Source organism: Alkalihalobacillus sp. NPDC127517 (assembly GCF_050276055.1).
GTDB lineage: Bacteria > Bacillota > Bacilli > Bacillales > Bacillaceae_D > Alkalicoccobacillus.
In genome coordinates, this window is the sequence record NZ_JBNNQX010000004.1 from 249,993 (window position 1) to 266,061 (window position 16,069).

General features: G+C 39.1%; 20 protein-coding genes. 6 read left to right on the forward strand and 14 right to left on the reverse strand.

Annotation, left to right across the window (positions count from 1 at the left end; all coding sequences use genetic code 11):
- Positions 1-198: 198 nt before the first annotated feature.
- The 7 genes from mecA to trhA all read right to left on the reverse strand — a co-directional run bounded on the left by mecA (position 199) and on the right by trhA (position 5,158).
- A complete protein-coding gene (gene mecA / locus ACQKKO_RS07160; RefSeq protein ID WP_498645686.1) occupies positions 199-855 on the reverse strand; it encodes an adaptor protein MecA in 657 nt (218 codons plus the stop codon).
- A 288-nt stretch (positions 856-1,143) separates the two neighbouring features.
- Positions 1,144-1,539 carry a transcriptional regulator SpxA gene (spxA, locus tag ACQKKO_RS07165; protein WP_203090215.1) on the reverse strand — a complete coding sequence of 132 codons (396 nt, stop codon included), beginning with the start codon at positions 1,537-1,539 and terminating at the stop codon, positions 1,144-1,146.
- A gap of 292 nt (positions 1,540-1,831) precedes the next feature.
- Positions 1,832-1,972, reverse strand: coding sequence for a hypothetical protein (locus tag ACQKKO_RS07170; protein ID WP_479821993.1), 141 nt, complete (start codon positions 1,970-1,972; stop codon positions 1,832-1,834).
- 29 nt (positions 1,973-2,001) lie between these two features.
- Positions 2,002-2,562, reverse strand: a complete 561-nt coding sequence (locus ACQKKO_RS07175) for a GNAT family N-acetyltransferase (protein WP_498645689.1) — start codon at positions 2,560-2,562, stop codon at positions 2,002-2,004.
- A 340-nt stretch (positions 2,563-2,902) separates the two neighbouring features.
- Positions 2,903-4,099 carry a putative glycoside hydrolase gene (locus ACQKKO_RS07180; RefSeq protein ID WP_498645691.1) on the reverse strand — a complete coding sequence of 399 codons (1,197 nt, stop codon included), beginning with the start codon at positions 4,097-4,099 and terminating at the stop codon, positions 2,903-2,905.
- A gap of 26 nt (positions 4,100-4,125) precedes the next feature.
- On the reverse strand, positions 4,126-4,356 hold the full coding sequence (locus tag ACQKKO_RS07185) for a hypothetical protein (RefSeq protein WP_498645693.1): 231 nt from the start codon (positions 4,354-4,356) through the stop codon (positions 4,126-4,128).
- A 154-nt stretch (positions 4,357-4,510) separates the two neighbouring features.
- Positions 4,511-5,158: a PAQR family membrane homeostasis protein TrhA gene (gene trhA / locus ACQKKO_RS07190; protein ID WP_498645695.1), complete on the reverse strand. Its 648-nt coding sequence runs from the start codon at positions 5,156-5,158 to the stop codon at positions 4,511-4,513.
- Between the two features lie 140 nt (positions 5,159-5,298).
- Between trhA and ACQKKO_RS07195 the strand changes: the two genes are divergently transcribed.
- The gene (locus tag ACQKKO_RS07195) at positions 5,299-5,835 is read left to right on the forward strand and encodes an HD domain-containing protein (protein ID WP_498645697.1); all 537 of its coding nucleotides are present in this window, start codon (positions 5,299-5,301) and stop codon (positions 5,833-5,835) included.
- On the opposite strand, the gene ACQKKO_RS07200 is transcribed toward ACQKKO_RS07195, so the two are convergent.
- Both ACQKKO_RS07200 and ACQKKO_RS07205 read right to left on the reverse strand, forming a co-directional pair.
- Positions 5,832-6,344: a TlpA family protein disulfide reductase gene (locus ACQKKO_RS07200; protein ID WP_498645699.1), complete on the reverse strand. Its 513-nt coding sequence runs from the start codon at positions 6,342-6,344 to the stop codon at positions 5,832-5,834. The genes ACQKKO_RS07195 and ACQKKO_RS07200 overlap by 4 nt on opposite strands.
- A 177-nt stretch (positions 6,345-6,521) precedes the next feature.
- Positions 6,522-7,676: an MGDG synthase family glycosyltransferase gene (locus ACQKKO_RS07205; RefSeq protein WP_498645701.1), complete on the reverse strand. Its 1,155-nt coding sequence runs from the start codon at positions 7,674-7,676 to the stop codon at positions 6,522-6,524.
- 156 nt (positions 7,677-7,832) lie between these two features.
- Here ACQKKO_RS07205 and trpS point away from each other — a divergent pair, with 156 nt between their 5' ends.
- A complete protein-coding gene (gene trpS, locus ACQKKO_RS07210) occupies positions 7,833-8,822 on the forward strand; it encodes a tryptophan--tRNA ligase (RefSeq protein WP_498645703.1) in 990 nt (329 codons plus the stop codon).
- Between the two features lie 73 nt (positions 8,823-8,895).
- Here trpS and ACQKKO_RS07215 read toward each other — a convergent pair whose 3' ends face one another.
- The 3 genes from ACQKKO_RS07215 to ACQKKO_RS07225 all read right to left on the reverse strand — a co-directional run bounded on the left by ACQKKO_RS07215 (position 8,896) and on the right by ACQKKO_RS07225 (position 10,746).
- A complete protein-coding gene (locus ACQKKO_RS07215) occupies positions 8,896-9,024 on the reverse strand; it encodes a hypothetical protein (protein WP_498645705.1) in 129 nt (42 codons plus the stop codon).
- A 68-nt stretch (positions 9,025-9,092) separates the two neighbouring features.
- Positions 9,093-9,839, reverse strand: a complete 747-nt coding sequence (locus tag ACQKKO_RS07220; protein ID WP_498645707.1) for a DUF3603 family protein — start codon at positions 9,837-9,839, stop codon at positions 9,093-9,095.
- 61 nt (positions 9,840-9,900) lie between these two features.
- Entirely contained in the window at positions 9,901-10,746 is an 846-nt protein-coding gene (locus ACQKKO_RS07225) for a DUF2268 domain-containing putative Zn-dependent protease (protein ID WP_498645709.1), read from the reverse strand.
- Between the two features lie 120 nt (positions 10,747-10,866).
- Between ACQKKO_RS07225 and ACQKKO_RS07230 the strand changes: the two genes are divergently transcribed.
- Together ACQKKO_RS07230 and coaA are read left to right on the forward strand one after the other, a co-directional pair.
- Positions 10,867-11,604 (forward strand): GTP pyrophosphokinase, encoded by a 738-nt coding sequence (locus ACQKKO_RS07230; RefSeq protein ID WP_498645711.1) that lies wholly within the window; start codon positions 10,867-10,869, stop codon positions 11,602-11,604.
- Positions 11,605-11,775: 171 nt separating this feature from the next.
- The gene (gene coaA / locus ACQKKO_RS07235) at positions 11,776-12,729 is read left to right on the forward strand and encodes a type I pantothenate kinase (RefSeq protein ID WP_498645713.1); all 954 of its coding nucleotides are present in this window, start codon (positions 11,776-11,778) and stop codon (positions 12,727-12,729) included.
- 154 nt (positions 12,730-12,883) lie between these two features.
- Here the strand turns inward: coaA and ACQKKO_RS07240 are convergent, their stop codons facing one another.
- Together ACQKKO_RS07240 and ACQKKO_RS07245 are read right to left on the reverse strand one after the other, a co-directional pair.
- Positions 12,884-13,456: a DUF2087 domain-containing protein gene (locus tag ACQKKO_RS07240; RefSeq protein WP_498645715.1), complete on the reverse strand. Its 573-nt coding sequence runs from the start codon at positions 13,454-13,456 to the stop codon at positions 12,884-12,886.
- A 130-nt stretch (positions 13,457-13,586) separates the two neighbouring features.
- Complete coding sequence (locus ACQKKO_RS07245) at positions 13,587-14,372, reverse strand: CAP domain-containing protein (protein WP_498645717.1); 786 nt, start codon at positions 14,370-14,372, stop codon at positions 13,587-13,589.
- A gap of 361 nt (positions 14,373-14,733) precedes the next feature.
- Between ACQKKO_RS07245 and ACQKKO_RS07250 the strand changes: the two genes are divergently transcribed.
- Entirely contained in the window at positions 14,734-15,321 is a 588-nt protein-coding gene (locus ACQKKO_RS07250) for a cell wall hydrolase (protein WP_498645718.1), read from the forward strand.
- Positions 15,322-15,424: 103 nt separating this feature from the next.
- Positions 15,425-16,036, forward strand: a complete 612-nt coding sequence (locus tag ACQKKO_RS07255; RefSeq protein WP_498645720.1) for a hypothetical protein — start codon at positions 15,425-15,427, stop codon at positions 16,034-16,036.
- Positions 16,037-16,069: the final 33 nt, after the last annotated feature.

A 16,069-nucleotide genomic window follows, 5' to 3' on the forward strand; every position in this document is an offset into this window, starting at 1 on the left:
GAGACAAAACAAGAGATTATGCATTTTATAACATGAACATAGCCATCTATTCCCTACAGAAGAATCAGTACACCCGCGTGGAACGGTATAAGGTTCTCCTTTCGCTCGTCTATAAAAAAATAAAAAGATGGCAAAGGATTCAACCGTCGAATCCTTTGCCATCTTTTTTTGATATCAGTTATATCCATTCTCTAGCTCTTATGCTCTTTGTGAAAACTGTTGTCTTAATGTTTCAAGTGCAGACTCATCAATGATTGACTTTCCATACTCTGCCACACGATGAACGGTAATATCTGATTCAAAGCCATATTCCAGGATGTGGCTTAGCATGTTATCTTGTTCATCTTCGGTATATCGCTCATCATCAAAAACGATGTGCAAATAATAGTGTCCTTCAAAGTGGAAGAGTCTGTTATCCAGATCAACTTCTAAAAAGCTATGGCTTAAATCAATTAAGTCCTCAAAGTCTCTAAAACCAATCATAAGCTCTAGTGGCTCGTGAACGGATTCATCTTGATCTAGAAGCTCAGCTCCATTATCTGTTTCACTGTCTCCATCAGCAAGCGCTTGTTTGTCCTGCCAATCAGGTACGTCTAGCTTCATGCTTCCGTCTGTTACTTGTCCTCTTGTTACTAAGATTTCAAGGCCCCGGTCCATTGCATGAACCTGGATCCATAATGGACCATCTAATTCAAAATCATCACGATTATTGGCTTCATTCATCATTTCAAAGAAGAGCTCTTCTCCACGCTCACGATTGTACCAAATTTCGTCTCGTTCAAAACCTCTTGACTCTATATCTTTATACGTAATAAAAAATTTAATGGTTGTGTCATTCACGCGTTCGATATCCATAATCGCTCTCCTCCGATCATTTACTCTAAGCAAGACCTCTGCTTGAAAAGTATAGTTACACTTTACCCTTTGTATGAATAGGGTAACCTCATAATAAAAGGGATCGTAACTTTCTTCTATTTTATGATAGTTTAAGGAAAAAAGGAATGATAAAATCAGATTTTTCTAAAATCCATTTTATCTAATAAATCCTTTTGTAATTCCTTATTTTCCTTTATTGGATACGTACTGTCAAGTATACGAGCTTATAAATAAAACCTTCTACACATGACTGTAGAAGGTTTATTGTTAATTAACAAGTCGCTGTGCTTCTTGTAATTGGAATGTACGAACTTTTCTAGGTAAGAAGCGACGAATCTCAGCTTCGTTATAACCTACCTGAAGGCGCTTTTCATCGAAAATGATTGGTCGACGTAATAGACCTGGATTTTCACTAATAATTGTAAAAAGAGTTTGTAATGAAAGGTTCTCAACCTCAACATTAAGCTCTTGAAAAACTTTGGAACGAGTTGAAATGATCTCATCTGTTCCATCCTCAGTCATTCGAATCACTTCTTTAACCTCGTCCACTGAAAGCGGTGAAGAAAAAATATTACGTTCCTCAAACGGAATGTCATGCTCCTCTAACCATGCTTTTGCTTTGCGACAAGATGTACAGCTTGGTGAAGTTAACAATGTGACCATCTTACCAACCTCTCCCTTCAAGGAATCAATCTTTTGACTAAAAATGAGAACGTCTGTTTCACACTACTTATTATACAGAAAGTACGGTTGAAAGTACATAGTAGTTACAAAAAAGTTATACAAAACTTCTACATTGAAAGTCGATCGTTTAATATGTAACTAGTGATGTACATTCCCCGTAGTTCTTTAACTTAAACATAGTATACTAAAAATCTTTTTAAACAAAAATGTTTCATAACTATTTTACAAGTTGTTACTCAATTCAAAAAAAGTCCACCATAATGGCAGACATTTAAGCAATAATTTTACGATATGATTGAGGAGTTGTTTGTTTTAATGGCGACCTTTTCCAGTTATCAACATTTTTCTTTAGAAGGTCTTTTAACATTTCTCGCTTTTTCTTCTGATGCTTCGCTTTTTCTTTATTCTTCAATTGGCACACCACCCTTTGCCGAGTTGCCTTTAGTCAATCGCCTTTTCGTCCTTTTTGTACGTAACAGCCTGATCTACTGCATCATACGATTCACCGTATAAATCTTGATCCTTATACGTGTGAATAGTTTCATACGTGTGCTTCATTTTCTCATAAATACTATGCTCTGTTTCATCTGTCGGTGACCAGTACAAGATTTCAAGCTCATTCACTTTGTTCGTTGCCAAAGACTTTTTGCGGTATCCTACAGACTGGGCATGAGTAAACCCTTCTCTAGAATAAAATCGATTGCGTTTTACCGTATCTGTATCTTCATAATCAACCGGTTCAACTTCTAGAATAATTGGTTTATTCTTACGTTTAAGTTTTTCGAGTAGTTGCTTTCCTAGTCCCTGACCGCGAGCATCCTTGGAAACAAACAGATAATCAACAAAGACAAAGTCATTTGTTTCTACATACATAATAACATGATTCTCACCTTCGTCTTTATGGTAAATATCTGCTTTCTCTTTTAAGAGTAATTCCATATGCTCTTTTGATTTCATTTCTTCAATCGGAAAATACTTACTAAGTTTTTCATACCAACTCATTGTACACTCATTCCTTCCTTATTTCTTCATTACTTTTAACGTTTGGGCATTACTATATTCCTTTTTTTCAAAAAGAGTAAACGCTATCTTTTTTCATAAAGCAAAGTGCCTTAGACAAAATAGAAAAAAAATATTGAAAACACGAATATAGCAACAACTCCGCTATAGTTGCTTCACCACGCACTGTACCATAGAAGTCTCGGGTTCACCTTACGCTTGTTCAATAAAATCACGAATGGCGAATAATTCAATTAATGAATCATTCGCCATTGTTCAATTGATTTTTAGTTATGTCCTAAGGCCTTAACTTTTAGATTGTTTTCAATTGGTCTAAAAACCCTTAAGGAGAATAATTTACGCCTTGTGAATATGTGTTCCCGGCATTCCATAGAAGAAATTCAGTAATACCTTCCTCTTTTAAGCCTTTAATTTGATCTTCAACTTGCTCTTTTCCATATGTTTGCCACTCTCCAGAAGGTAAGTAACTTGCCGTAAAGTCTTGAAGCCACGGTCTAGAGACTGGACCTTCTTCAAGCTCGGAAAGAAGCTCATTTTCTACTTTAGCGTACTCTTTTGACATTTCATACGGATATAGATCTGGCTTATCAATTCCAAAGTATGATGTCCAGTGACTCGGATAAATCATGGAAGAAATGACATCGACGTTATCAGAAATACCCAAGAAGCTTTGTCCAATTCCTGGTGCATACTCTACAGTCGCTGCATATCCAAAAATATCAACCGATACATCTACGTCATATGCACTCAACTCTTCTTTTGCATACGCAACAAAATCGTTCACTGCATTTACGCGGCGGTGAATATTATCTCCATCGCCACCCTCATACTTTCCTGTGCTATATTCTAAGTCCTCATCACGATTCTCAAATCCTTCGGGGAAACGAACATAGTCAAACTGAATTTCTTGAAAACCCATTTTTGCAGCTTCTTCAGCAATATCTACGTTATACTCCCAGACTTCTTCAAGGAATGGGTTCACAAACGCCTCATTACGGCCATTTTTCCAAACTTTACCATTTTCTTTGAAAGACCATTCTGGTTTTTCTTCTGCAAGTACCGTATCCTTAAACACGACCACACGTGCAATTGGATAAATGTTATTTTCTTCTAATACGTCAAACATTTTTTCTGGATCACCTATGTAATTATGTGCGATATCATAGTAGGGTGAATCTTCGTCCGGGCGATATGTAAGATGTCCATTATCTTCTTTGATGTCAATAACCATTGAATTTAACTCTGTGTTATTTAACATGTCTACTAACGTATTAAAACGTTCCCCACCAGCTGAGTTACCTGTTACATAAATTCCTTTTACGCCATCCTCCGGGTAATCGAATTGTCGATCTGAAGAGTGAACAAATCGTGCCAGTCGGTCCGGCAGGCTGTAAGCTTTAAGTTCAGTTACTTTATGAGCAAGTTCTTTTGCTTCGTTCTCGTCCTCTGCTTGAGCCGTGTGGCTGATTCCCACTACAGCAAGTCCCATTGCAACAATGGATACTGCTTGCTTCCACATTTTTGCCACAACCCTTCTTTTTTAGATTAATCCTCATCCTTTGCATCCCAATCCTCAGGGATCGGTTCATTCATTTCATGCTCCATTGCTTTTCTTTTGAGATTAATCTGGTCCTTGTACCACTCAAACTGTTTCTTGCTTACTACATACTCTTCCCCATTATGTAATGCTTTGATGTTTCCTGCTGCAACCTGTCCTTTGATGTATGCAAGCGGAAGATCTAAGTATTCAGCTAATTCCGATAACGATATGTACATACGTAACCTCCATGGAGAGTATATCTTTTTTTGACAATATCCGACTACCCATGCTGGAAAAATAGATAATTTTACGTATTTATTCTCTACAATACCCGTTTTTGAAAAAAACATGCCTAAATTAAAAAAAGAGCCTGAATTCTTTCCAGACTCTTTACTGAATAGGCAAAATGTACATAATAACTAAAAAGAAATGGAGTACTGTTCCTCCTAGTACAAACAAATGCCATACAGCATGATGAAATTTAAATCCTCTCCATATATAGAAGATGGTTCCTAAGCTATACAAGACTCCACCACCAATTAAGAAAAGGGTTCCTTGAATTGGTAAGGTTAAAACAATAGGTTTGATCGCAAAAAGCGCCATCCATCCCATGAGTAAATAAAAGATTGTTGAAATCACTAAGAACTTCTTCACGAAGAAAATTTTAAATACAATCCCAATCGTTGCTATACCCCAGACAATACCAAACAACGTCCAGCCTAAGGCACCTTGCACAACGATGAACAAGATGGGCGTATACGTTCCAGCGATAAAAAGATAGATCGCCGAATGATCAAGAATCTCAAAGAGGTCCTTGGCTTTACCGGGCGGAAAACTATGCACAAGTGTTGAGGATGCATATAATAGGAGCATTGAAGTCCCATAGATGGAGAAGCTAACAATATGCCACGCGTTCCCATACAAACTCGCAAAGACAATTAACAATGTCAAGCAGGCAATACTAATTACAGCACCAATCCCATGAGTAATTGCATTAGCGAGTTCTTCGTCTTTTGAAAAAACATGTGTAGTTGCCAATCAGTCATCCTCCTTTATCAGGTTTCGGGTTCTTCATTATATGGAAAGGGTGAATTTTTGTTGCAACTAGGTTCATCCTGTTTATATAATAGATAAACTAATCGTACCAGTTTAATTGGAACTTTGAAAGGAGTGATTACATGAGAGATGTAACGCTTGTCCAAATCTTTGATCACCCCATCACACAAAAATATGTGAAACGATCAGGCATGGCTCACGCTATCGCTTGTGCGTACCATGCGTTTAAGTTAGCTAAAGAGTATCACGTGAACCCTGATTTAGCTGTAAAAGCCGCTCTTTTACATGATATTGGTCATTATACGTGGTATCGAAACGGCAAATGGGATTATTCGTTATATAAAGAAAACGATATTCATGCGATAAAAGGCGCAGAGCGCGCTCATAAATTACTCATTCGACTTGGTGAACACCCTAAAGCCGCAAAAGAAATTTCTCTAGCTGTTCTTTTGCATACAGATTCATACTTACCACAAGGCGAGCTTCATCTTAAACCTTTACAAAAGGTCGTGAACCTAGCGGACGAGGCAGATGAGGAACCAAGTGGTGGACATCATTATCGGGTGATTGATGATGACAAAGCACGGATCATGCTCGCAAAACTTGATCAAATGGTTGAAGACGAATTAACCAACATGAAACAAAAGGGCGAAGATTAATCGCCTTTTTTGTTTGCCATAATGTACGAAGATGCAATGTCAGAAGGAAGCATTCCATTAATCCGCTGAACTTCCTTTCCTTGCTCATCTAAAAAAACAGTAGTTGGTATCCCAACAATATGATATTTGTTCATCCACTCTCCAGTTTGATCAAGCCAAGGATCAAACGAAGCTTGATAATGACTTAAAAATGCTAGTAGCTGCTCAAGATCAGGGTCTACCTTTGTAAGGTGGATTGGCACAAACCCGACCCCTTCTTGCTCAAGTTTTTTGGAGAACTCAACGATGTCTGGCATTTCCTCTTGGCACGGTTGACACCATGTTGCAAAGAAATGAACCACTACTTTCTGTCCTTTAAAGTCATCTAATGTTTTGGCTTGTCCAGATAAACTTTTAGTTTCAATTTGGATCACTTGTTTTTCTGCTGCTACAGCCTGGTGAGGAGATAAAGAATAGCCGATTAAAAGGAGAAAAGCTGTTAACAGGTAAAGGAATATTTTTTGATTCATTTGACTCCTCCTTTTTACTGATACAAACCCTTGTTATACTTAAATTGAAAGGGAGTTGATTACGCATGACTAAAATTCAAATCAGTCAGGTTATCGCCATTGTTATCCTCATTGCTTTTATGTTCTATACATATCAAACAGAGGAGCGACTACTTTATTTATTTATTCCCATCGCCCTTATAAATATTCTGCTGTGGATTCTGCGTCAACGGGAACGCAAAGTGGCTCGTAACCGTTCGTCTCAACCATAATTTGTTGGATGATCTGCCTAGTTGCGTGAGGTTTACTTAGCGCTTGGGCTTGTTTAAGATACGCGCATCGTTTTTCTTGGTTAAATAAGACAGTTTGGACTGCTTTATGAAGCTGAACTTGATGTTCAGCAAATATCGCAGCCTTTTTTTCTTTTAAGAGGCGTGCATTCTCCATTTCTTGACCTGGCAAGGGTCGATAGATGACGATTGGTGCTGTTTCTGTAAGTGCTTGAGCAAGTGTAAGACCGCCTGCTTTTGTAATCAGAACGTCCGAGGCGCTCACATATGTTGTAAACTGTTTTGTAAATGGAATCACCTTTATCGTATGTTGATCATTCCTAAGTCGATTGAGCTTCAAAGAAATTCGTTGGTTTACGCCTGTAAAACAAAGAATGGTGCTCTGCTGGATGTCTTTTAATGCATTAATAATTTCTTCGTACCTTGCTATCCCTTCTCCCCCTCCTGCAATCATGATCACCGGCTTTCCTTTTGAAAGACCTAATGCTTCTTTCACCTTTGCTTTCATTGCATAGCCATTCACAGGGCGTTCTATAGGAATGCCATATGAATAGTAGCAAGAGGGTACGTCCATGTGTGGAGGAAAAGATTCTAAACCAGATAAAAAATATCCCGAAACCTGCGGGTGAATTGCTAGACGGTGTAATTTAAAATCAGTACTTATATGATAGAGTGGCATGTCCCTTTTGGACCACCTTATCCAAGTTGCAAGTAATCTTGTGATGAGAACATGAGTAGAAAGATAAAAAGGGCGAGGACCCTCGAGTATGGATTGACCGAATTTGATATAAAGGTTTTTAGCCATTCTCTCAAACAATCGATCCCCTTTCGTTGTCTTGGACGTATAGCGATAACACACGTCCCAGATAACAGGGGTATCAGAAATCATATGAAAGTACCCTTTGCGTATAATCCTTTGCTGCCAGACCGACAGACGATCGAATAGATCCACTACTTCAGGTTTATACTGGGTCAGGCGTTCACATTCACTTGCTAGTATCTTAGCGGTTTTTGTATGACCATAACCAATTGATGCATGAAGAATTAAGGGTTGTGCCTTCATTTTGACCAACCTCCTTAAAGCTTTTTAAGAACGTAATACAAGTATATGGACAACCTATTTCTTTATTCATTCGAGACTCAAATGTAATAGAGGAAAGAACACGATCAATTATGGTATGATACTCAGGAGACATACGTAGTAATGGAGGAGAATGTAATGAAAACCGTTTTTTCAGGAATACAGCCTAGTGGCACTGTGACACTAGGAAATTATTTAGGAGCGATGAAGCATTTTGTAGACATGCAGGAAGACAACCAGTGTTACTTTTGTATCGTAGATCAACATGCAATTACTCAACCTCAGGATCGTTTAAAGCTTAGAGAGAACATTCGCAGCCTAGCCGCTTTATATGTTGCAGTCGGACTTGATTCAAAAAAGGCTGTTCTGTTTGTTCAATCTGAAGTACCTGCTCATGCACAATTAGGTTGGATGATGCAATGTGTTTCATATATTGGTGAATTGGAGCGAATGACTCAATTTAAAGACAAATCATCAGGGAAAGAAGCGGTATCTGCCTCACTTCTTACGTACCCTCCATTAATGGCAGCGGACATTCTGCTTTATGGAACAAACGTTGTACCTGTTGGAGAAGATCAAAAACAACACTTAGAGCTCACTCGCAACCTAGCCGAACGCTTTAACAAGAAATACAATGATATCTTCACAGTCCCTGAAGTGCAAATTCCTAAAGAAGGCGCACGGATTATGTCACTCACTGACCCGACTAGTAAAATGAGTAAATCCAACCCAAATCCTAAAAGCTACATCTCAATCTTGGATGAGCCACAAACCATTCGCAAGAAAATAAAGAGTGCTGTCACCGATACGGAAGGAACCGTACGCTATGACAAAGAACAAAAACCAGGTGTTGCGAACCTATTAACGATTTACTCTTCAATTACAGGTGAGACTATTAGTACTCTCGAAGAACGTTATCATGGGAAGGGATATGGCGATTTTAAAGCAGATGTCGCTGAGGTTGTAGTCAATGCCCTAACGCCAATTCAAGAAAAATACCATGAACTTATTCAATCAGATGAATTGGATACGATTTTAGATGACGGAGCTACCCGAGCAAATACTCAAGCAGTTCGTATGTTACACAAAGCAGAACGAGCAATGGGACTTGGTCGACGTACTAGATAATCTCAGTTAGCAAACGATCCAGTTTGGGTCGTTTGTTTTTTTGCATAAAAAAAGCGAATGCAAAGGCACCCGCTTAGTATCCGTTATTCTTTTTCCAAACCTTACCTACAAAAAAGGACAGGCCTAACGTACCCACTAACAAAATCACTGTGAATACTTGCATGACTGTATAAGCTAAGCCATCCATTGTTTCTCCAACCATGTAACCGCCTCCACATACTATTTTCTTAAGTATAGTAGAAGTTGACAGGTAAGTAAACGGAAAATAGCTTATTTCACACTTTCAGGATGCTCTTGTTCCCACAACTTCTCAAAAAATGGTTGTCCTTTAATCATTGCTTCGCACAGTTCAATGTGACGACTTGTCCATCCTAGCTGGACTTCACTAATAAAATGATCCCAGGCTTCGTGACGCTGCATGCATTGAATTTGCTCATATGCTTCTGGCTTCCATTCCGTGTACCAATATCTAACCTCAGCATCCGTACCCGATTGATTTAATTCGTCTAATACCATATGAAGCAAAAGCTTTAATTGCCTTTCCTTACGAGTAAGACCGATCATTTCCTCAGGTGATGGGGACAAAATATGATATTCCTTTTGAAGTGGTGGATGCTCAAGTTCAAATACCTTCCATTCACCATTTTCTAAATGCTCATAAACAAGCTGTTGCTGTCTAGGTGTTAGACGGCTTTTTCGAATAGGTGTTTGAAAACCAGCTGTATCAACAGCTAAAATACGTCTGCCATCTGAGGCGATAAAGCAGTAATCAAGCTGGATTCTCGACATGTTTTTTCGCAAATAGCTTTTTTGGTACACTTCCTGCAACAAAGCTTCTGGTAATTCAGCTAAATCATTTTCGAGATAATCCATAAATGAATCGGTTACTTTCACTAAAATGGCCTGGTCCAGCACTTCTACCCGATCACTCGGACGCCATTCTACAAAATCACACACATTATAGCCGTTCTCTTCCCCTTCAAACCAGTTAACCCATACATCACGCATGACGACCATTTTAAACCCTCCTTGCGAGCATAATCGATAGTACCCACAGTATAGGCAATGGCTAACCAGTTTATTCCACGAAACTCATACTCTTTAAAACTTCTTTTAGCCAAGCCTTACAATTCGGCCCTTTAAACGTCAGCCAATCTGTAGTTGTCCAAGCTGGTCGTTTTTCGTGAGAGGTCTTAGCGAGTTGATAACCAACGTAGTAACCGAGCAACGGAGGGATCTTTAACCTGGCATCCCCATACAAGTATTTTCGATGAGCCGATCGACCCTTTACATTCAGATTAGGTGCTACCCATTTTTTGAACCACTTTTTATCAAAGCGCTCATCGTATAAGGATGTCCAAGGGGCCAATTGATCTTCTCCAACATATTCAAGTACAGCTAATTCGGCTAATCCTTCCATATAAATAGATTCAAGCAGCGAGATGGATTCTTCCGTCTCATCCGAATGCATTAATCGAACCGCATGATGATATTCATGAACAAGTAAAGAGTGGATCTCCTTATCACTCAAATGCGTGCCCACAAATAAAAAAAGAGCAAACGGAAAACTAATTCCTGCTTTTTTAGAAGAATCATCTATTCCTTTATTCACTGGCAGAAGATAGATAGGCAGGTCTGGACCATCCCACTCTTTTTTTAAAAGTAGAAATTGAGTTTGAACTTTCTCCCATATTGGCCTAGTAGCTAGCTCCTCTAGATCCTCCAACTCTTGCTCATTTACTAAAAATAATCCTTGCTCCAATAAAAACGGATGAAGCTGCTCCGTCATCTCTCCATCAAACCGTTTTACTAGAGGCTCCACAAACCATTTTTTCTGTGATAGATGCAACGTTTGTTGCGAACTTCTTTGCTGAGCCTCTTGTAAATAATATCTTATCCATTTATCTGTTCGAACGACGCTCATAACTTCCTCCTCCTCTCAACTCATAATTCTAGACAACGTTCCACACTCATTAACTTGACTTCGCATGCGCTTCCTTTCAAAATTAGAATAGATACAAGACATTATTTAAGGAGACATTCAATGGCTAATTTGGATATAAAAAACCTTCAGTCTTTTAAAGTAGAATTAACACGATTTATGATGACTTATAAATTTGCACTTGATGAAATGAATACAAAGATCAAGATCCTTCAGGAAGAATTTGAGTATGTCCATGAACACAATCCAATTGAACATATAAAATGCAGACTAAAATCACCAGAAAGTATTTTTAAGAAGGTTCTTCGCAAAAACTGTCAGCCTTCTCTTGAGAGCATTAAGGCTCATATAAAGGATATTGCCGGTATTCGTATAACATGTTCGTTTCTTTCAGATATCTATACTCTTTCTGAGATGCTTCAAAATCAAAGTGATATTCGGGTGCTTGAAGTAAAGGATTACATAAAGCATCCCAAAGACAATGGATATCAAAGTCTTCACCTTATCCTTGAACTCCCTGTCTTTATGACCGACCGTACCGAGTATGTTTGTATGGAGGTTCAGATCCGAACTATTGCAATGGATTTCTGGGCAAGCCTAGAGCATAAAATCTATTATAAATATGAATCTGATGTGCCAAAGCACCTACTACAGGAATTAAAGGAAGCTGCTGACTCAGCGGCCGCACTTGATCGGAAAATGGAAGGGATTCACAATGAAATTGATACGATCAAGAAACGAAAGAAAGTGTATGATGAGAATCACAAGCTTCAGATTAAAGATCAAACCTTCGAGCTACCAGCCGACCTTCTGAAGTTACTTGAGACAAAAGATGAATAATTGATTCGAAGAGCGGTACACTTTTAAAACAGTGCTACGGCTCTTTTTTTCAGTTTTTGTAAGCGACTTCTATTGATTCTACTCCCCTCAAGTGATACTCTGCTAACAGATACTCTTTTATCCCTTAAAGCGTTACAAGCAGGAGGGTGAACTCTCTAAAAGGAGATACGTATGTTAACTAAAACGACACCGACAACTACAGATGCGTACACAACTTTCACTAGAAGCGAATGGTCTTCGCTAGCGTATCAAGCCTCTGTAAGTCTCACAGATGAGGAACGAACACAATTACAAGGAATTAATGAAACCGTCTCGCCAGATGAGGTCGAGCAAATTTACGTCCCTTTAACGGAACTATTATATATGCATACATCTCATGCCGTTAACTTGCATAATGATCAAAATCGCTTTTTTCATAGAGAAACAAAGAAGGTTCCTTTTGTCATTGGCATTGCAGGCAGTGTATCTGTCGGCAAAAGTACAACCGCACGCTTAATCCAAGCCCTTATTAGCCGTTGGCCCAACCGCCCAAAAGTTGATCTTGTCACAACTGATGGATTCCTTTATCCAAATAAGGTACTTGAAGAACGTGGATTAATGAAAAGAAAGGGCTTTCCCGAAAGCTACGACATCCGGAAGCTTATTCGCTTTCTTTCCGATATAAAATCAGGTCGCAAAAGCACAGAGGTCCCACTCTACTCTCATCTTACGTATGACGTGTTAAGTGAAAAATCTCAGCCGATCGACGAGCCTGATGTTGTGATCGTAGAAGGAATCAATGTTCTTCAAGTAAACAAAAAAGACCGGCGCATTTCACCTGTCTTTGTCTCCGACTTCTTTGACTACTCTATCTATGTAGATGCAGACGAAGAAAATATTATCAAATGGTATGTCGATCGCTTTAAAGTGCTTCAACACACAGCATTTCAGGATCCAAATTCCTTCTTCCACCGATACCGACACTTAAGCGAATTAGAAGCCGAAGAAGTAGCCTTTTCCATATGGAAAACCATTAACGGCGTCAACCTCGAAAAAAACATACGCCCCACTCGTTACCGTGCTGACATGATCCTCACAAAAGGAACCGGCCACCGTGTGGAGCAAGTACAAGTGAAAAAGAGCTAAGAAAAACGGATCCCATTTAAGGGTCCGTTTTTTGCTGGAAGGAAGATCTGTTCCCATTATTGATTCTTTGCTCCCTTTGTTGATTCCTTACTATCTTTGTTGATACTGCCTTATCTCCGCCGAATATAGCTTCTCCGCACTACTCCCCCCGCTACTAGGTCAACCACATTTCCCTCGGGTTCAACTGATACACGCTTTCTATTCGGTTCATAAAGTGGCAGATGATCCATTCACGGCGAATGGTTGCATAGTCAGCAAAATATTGCTGAATGTGCTCATTGATTTCTTTTTCGCTATAGGATTCTCCCTCGATTAGTCCCCTCAACATATATTCCAAAACAATAAGCTTCTTTTTCCGCTGTGCGGGAAAGGTTTTAAGCTGGTTCTGTGCATTAAAGAAATTCTTGATCACAGCAGATTTTTGATCGTCGGTTACATGAAAGTCTTGATTCATTTCATTCTCCCCAATCTTGGTCACGGCCATTGCGAGCGCCATTAACGTTTTTTCGTTTAGATGATAATACACTGTGTTCTTATCTCGAACCTGTTTAACTACGTCAATCTCTTTTAATTTTGCCATGTGATGCGATATGGTTGGTGGTTTTAAACCGAGCTTTCCTGCAATCGCTTGACCGTGCAGCGGACCCTTTTTTAACATAGAAACGATTTGGATACGGGTTTTATCCCCCATAACCTTATGGAAGTTAACAATCCGACTTAATTGCATGGCTCTCCTCCTTCTACTTCGATATATATCTAATTTTATATTAATCTAATTAGATAATCATGTAAATAGATTACATAAAAAAAGCTCGTTGCAAATCTACCATTTGCAACGAGCCTACTCTAGTTATAAATTACCCTTTGAACATTTGAACGAACATCTTACCGTAAGGACCGCCATCAACAATACCGATTCCTACGTTTGTGTAGTCAGCTTTCAGAATGTTCTCGCGGTGACCTTGTGAGTTCATTAGTGCTTGGTGAGCTGCTTCTACTGTTTGGTTTCCAGCAAGGTTTTCACCAGCTGTACGATACTCGATTCCGAACTGATCCATCATTTGGAAAGGTGAACCGTATGTTGGAGAGTTATGGTCAAAATAGTTATTATCAATCATGTCTTGTGCTTTTACACGTGCTACTTTTGCAAGCTCTGGGTCAGCTTTAAGTGGAGAAAGTCCAACACTTTCGCGCTCTTTATTTACTGAATCTAGCATTTTTTGCTCTTCTGCTGAGAATTCAGATGATGCTTCTGAATCAGCTGCTTCTTCCTGTGAAGCTTCCTCTTCTGCTTGTAAATCTTCTTCAACTGGAGCAGGTGCTTCTACTGCCTCTTCTTCAACTACTTCTTCAGCTTGCTCAGGCTCTTCTACTACTTCAGCTCCTGGCTGCTCTGCTGCTTGTTCGAAATCAAATTGGTTAAAGAAATCGATTACCCATTGACCGTTTTCGAAATTAATATTTTCAGCTCCTGGGAACTTAGCAAGGCAATTAAAAGCCTGCTGTGCATCTTGAGCGTCAAATTGGATTACGTAAGGACCTCCTACCTGTGTATTGGAAGCTGCATCAGCTTGTCCAGAAAAACCTACTGCTGTAATTGCCGCTGCTGCAGCAGATGATAATACGATTTTCTTGAAATTCATCTTTGAATTCCTCCTCAGAAAGTTTGTGTTTCGTTTCTACAATTCGCATCTTAGCATAGCTTTTTTTACTAGAGCCATGGTAAAAGTTTCATCATTAGGAAGAGTACTAGATTCCTTCACATCGCTGATAATCGTTGTGACTCTAAGGATTATCCTTTCTATTAAACACTAAGTAAAAGGAAATATGTCAAAGATCCATTGAACTTTAATATTTCGTTACATAACTGTAAAAAAACGCATTGAAGCCACGGGTATCAAGGAAATCCTCCAATTTAGCGGCAGATTGGCTAAATTTACATGCACACTTACACTTAAAAGTTTGATAGGTTAGAAAGCAGATTGTACACAGGAGGTATTTTCATTGAAAAAGAAATTATTAGCCAGTTTACTAGTGATAGGGTTAGTTGCCACGAGTACACAAATAGTCGAAGCAAAATCAACTCATACCATTAAAAAGGGAGAAACCCTTTCAACCATAAGCAATCAATATGCCATACCAACGGCAGCAATTAAAAGAAGTAACAACCTTTCTTCTACTAACATCGTTGCAGGAGAAACATTAACAATCCCTACTACTGTTTCATCTAATGAAAAAGAATTGTTAGCGCGCCTTGTGCACGCTGAAGCAAAAGGTGAGCCATACGCAGGTAAAGTAGCAGTAGCAACCGTTGTATTAAACCGTGTCGATAGTGATTTATTCCCTGACAATGTAAATGACGTTGTTTATGAAAGAAGCGCATCCGGGCATTATGCTTTCTCTCCAGTTTTAGATGGTTCCATTTCAAATAAAGCAGATAGTGAGTCCATTCGCGCGGTAGAAGAAGCTACCCAATTTAGAGGACAAGGACAAAATTCTTTATACTTCTATAATCCGGCGACGGCAACAAGTAAATGGGTGTCCACTCGTGAACAGACGCTTGTAATCGGTGACCATGTATTTGCTAAATAAGTCATTCTCTTAAGACCCCAAAAAAAAAGGGGTCTTTTTTCGTAGCTTAATTTAATGGACAGAGGGAATAGAATGATATAGATAGACAAAGGAGGACCCAATTATGGTACGTATAACTAAAACACCGACTTTACAGATGCATCGTGTCTTGCAGCACCGTTTACAAAATGCTGTGCGTCCAAACTCGGCAGCACCAGTTGAAAAAGTGTCCTCCATAGCTCCAGTAACAGAAGTTGTAGCAAATGAGTCAGCCAATTATTTATATGAGTATGAACGTTATGGATGGGTCAACCGACTCCGTACAACATTAAAGACCTTTTACAAAAAAGAACGAGCTCTTTGGAAACAAGCACGTATGCAGCGACGAACGCTTGCTCAGTTTGAACAATTTATTGAGACTTGGAACGAAACGGCCAAGCAAATGGAGAAGCTTGAGCAAATGGGATTATCCTTTCAAGGTGACTTACGCACTTCCCTGAAGCAGCAGTCAGACTCACTTTCTAAAGTCGGTGTAACGGTTGATGGATTAACTCTTACGTTTCAAAAACAGTCTACCCGCCCCAAAAATCAATGGATTGATCAGTTACAATCAATAAAAGTTAACCTGTACCAAACCTATCATCAACTCTTTACACTCACCTTTCAGGAATCTAGTTCCCCTTACGAACAAGGTCCTACAGAACTACAAGGTCTGATCTACGAGAAACGTGGGTAGACTTTTAAGACACAGTCGTGACGAGCGACTGTG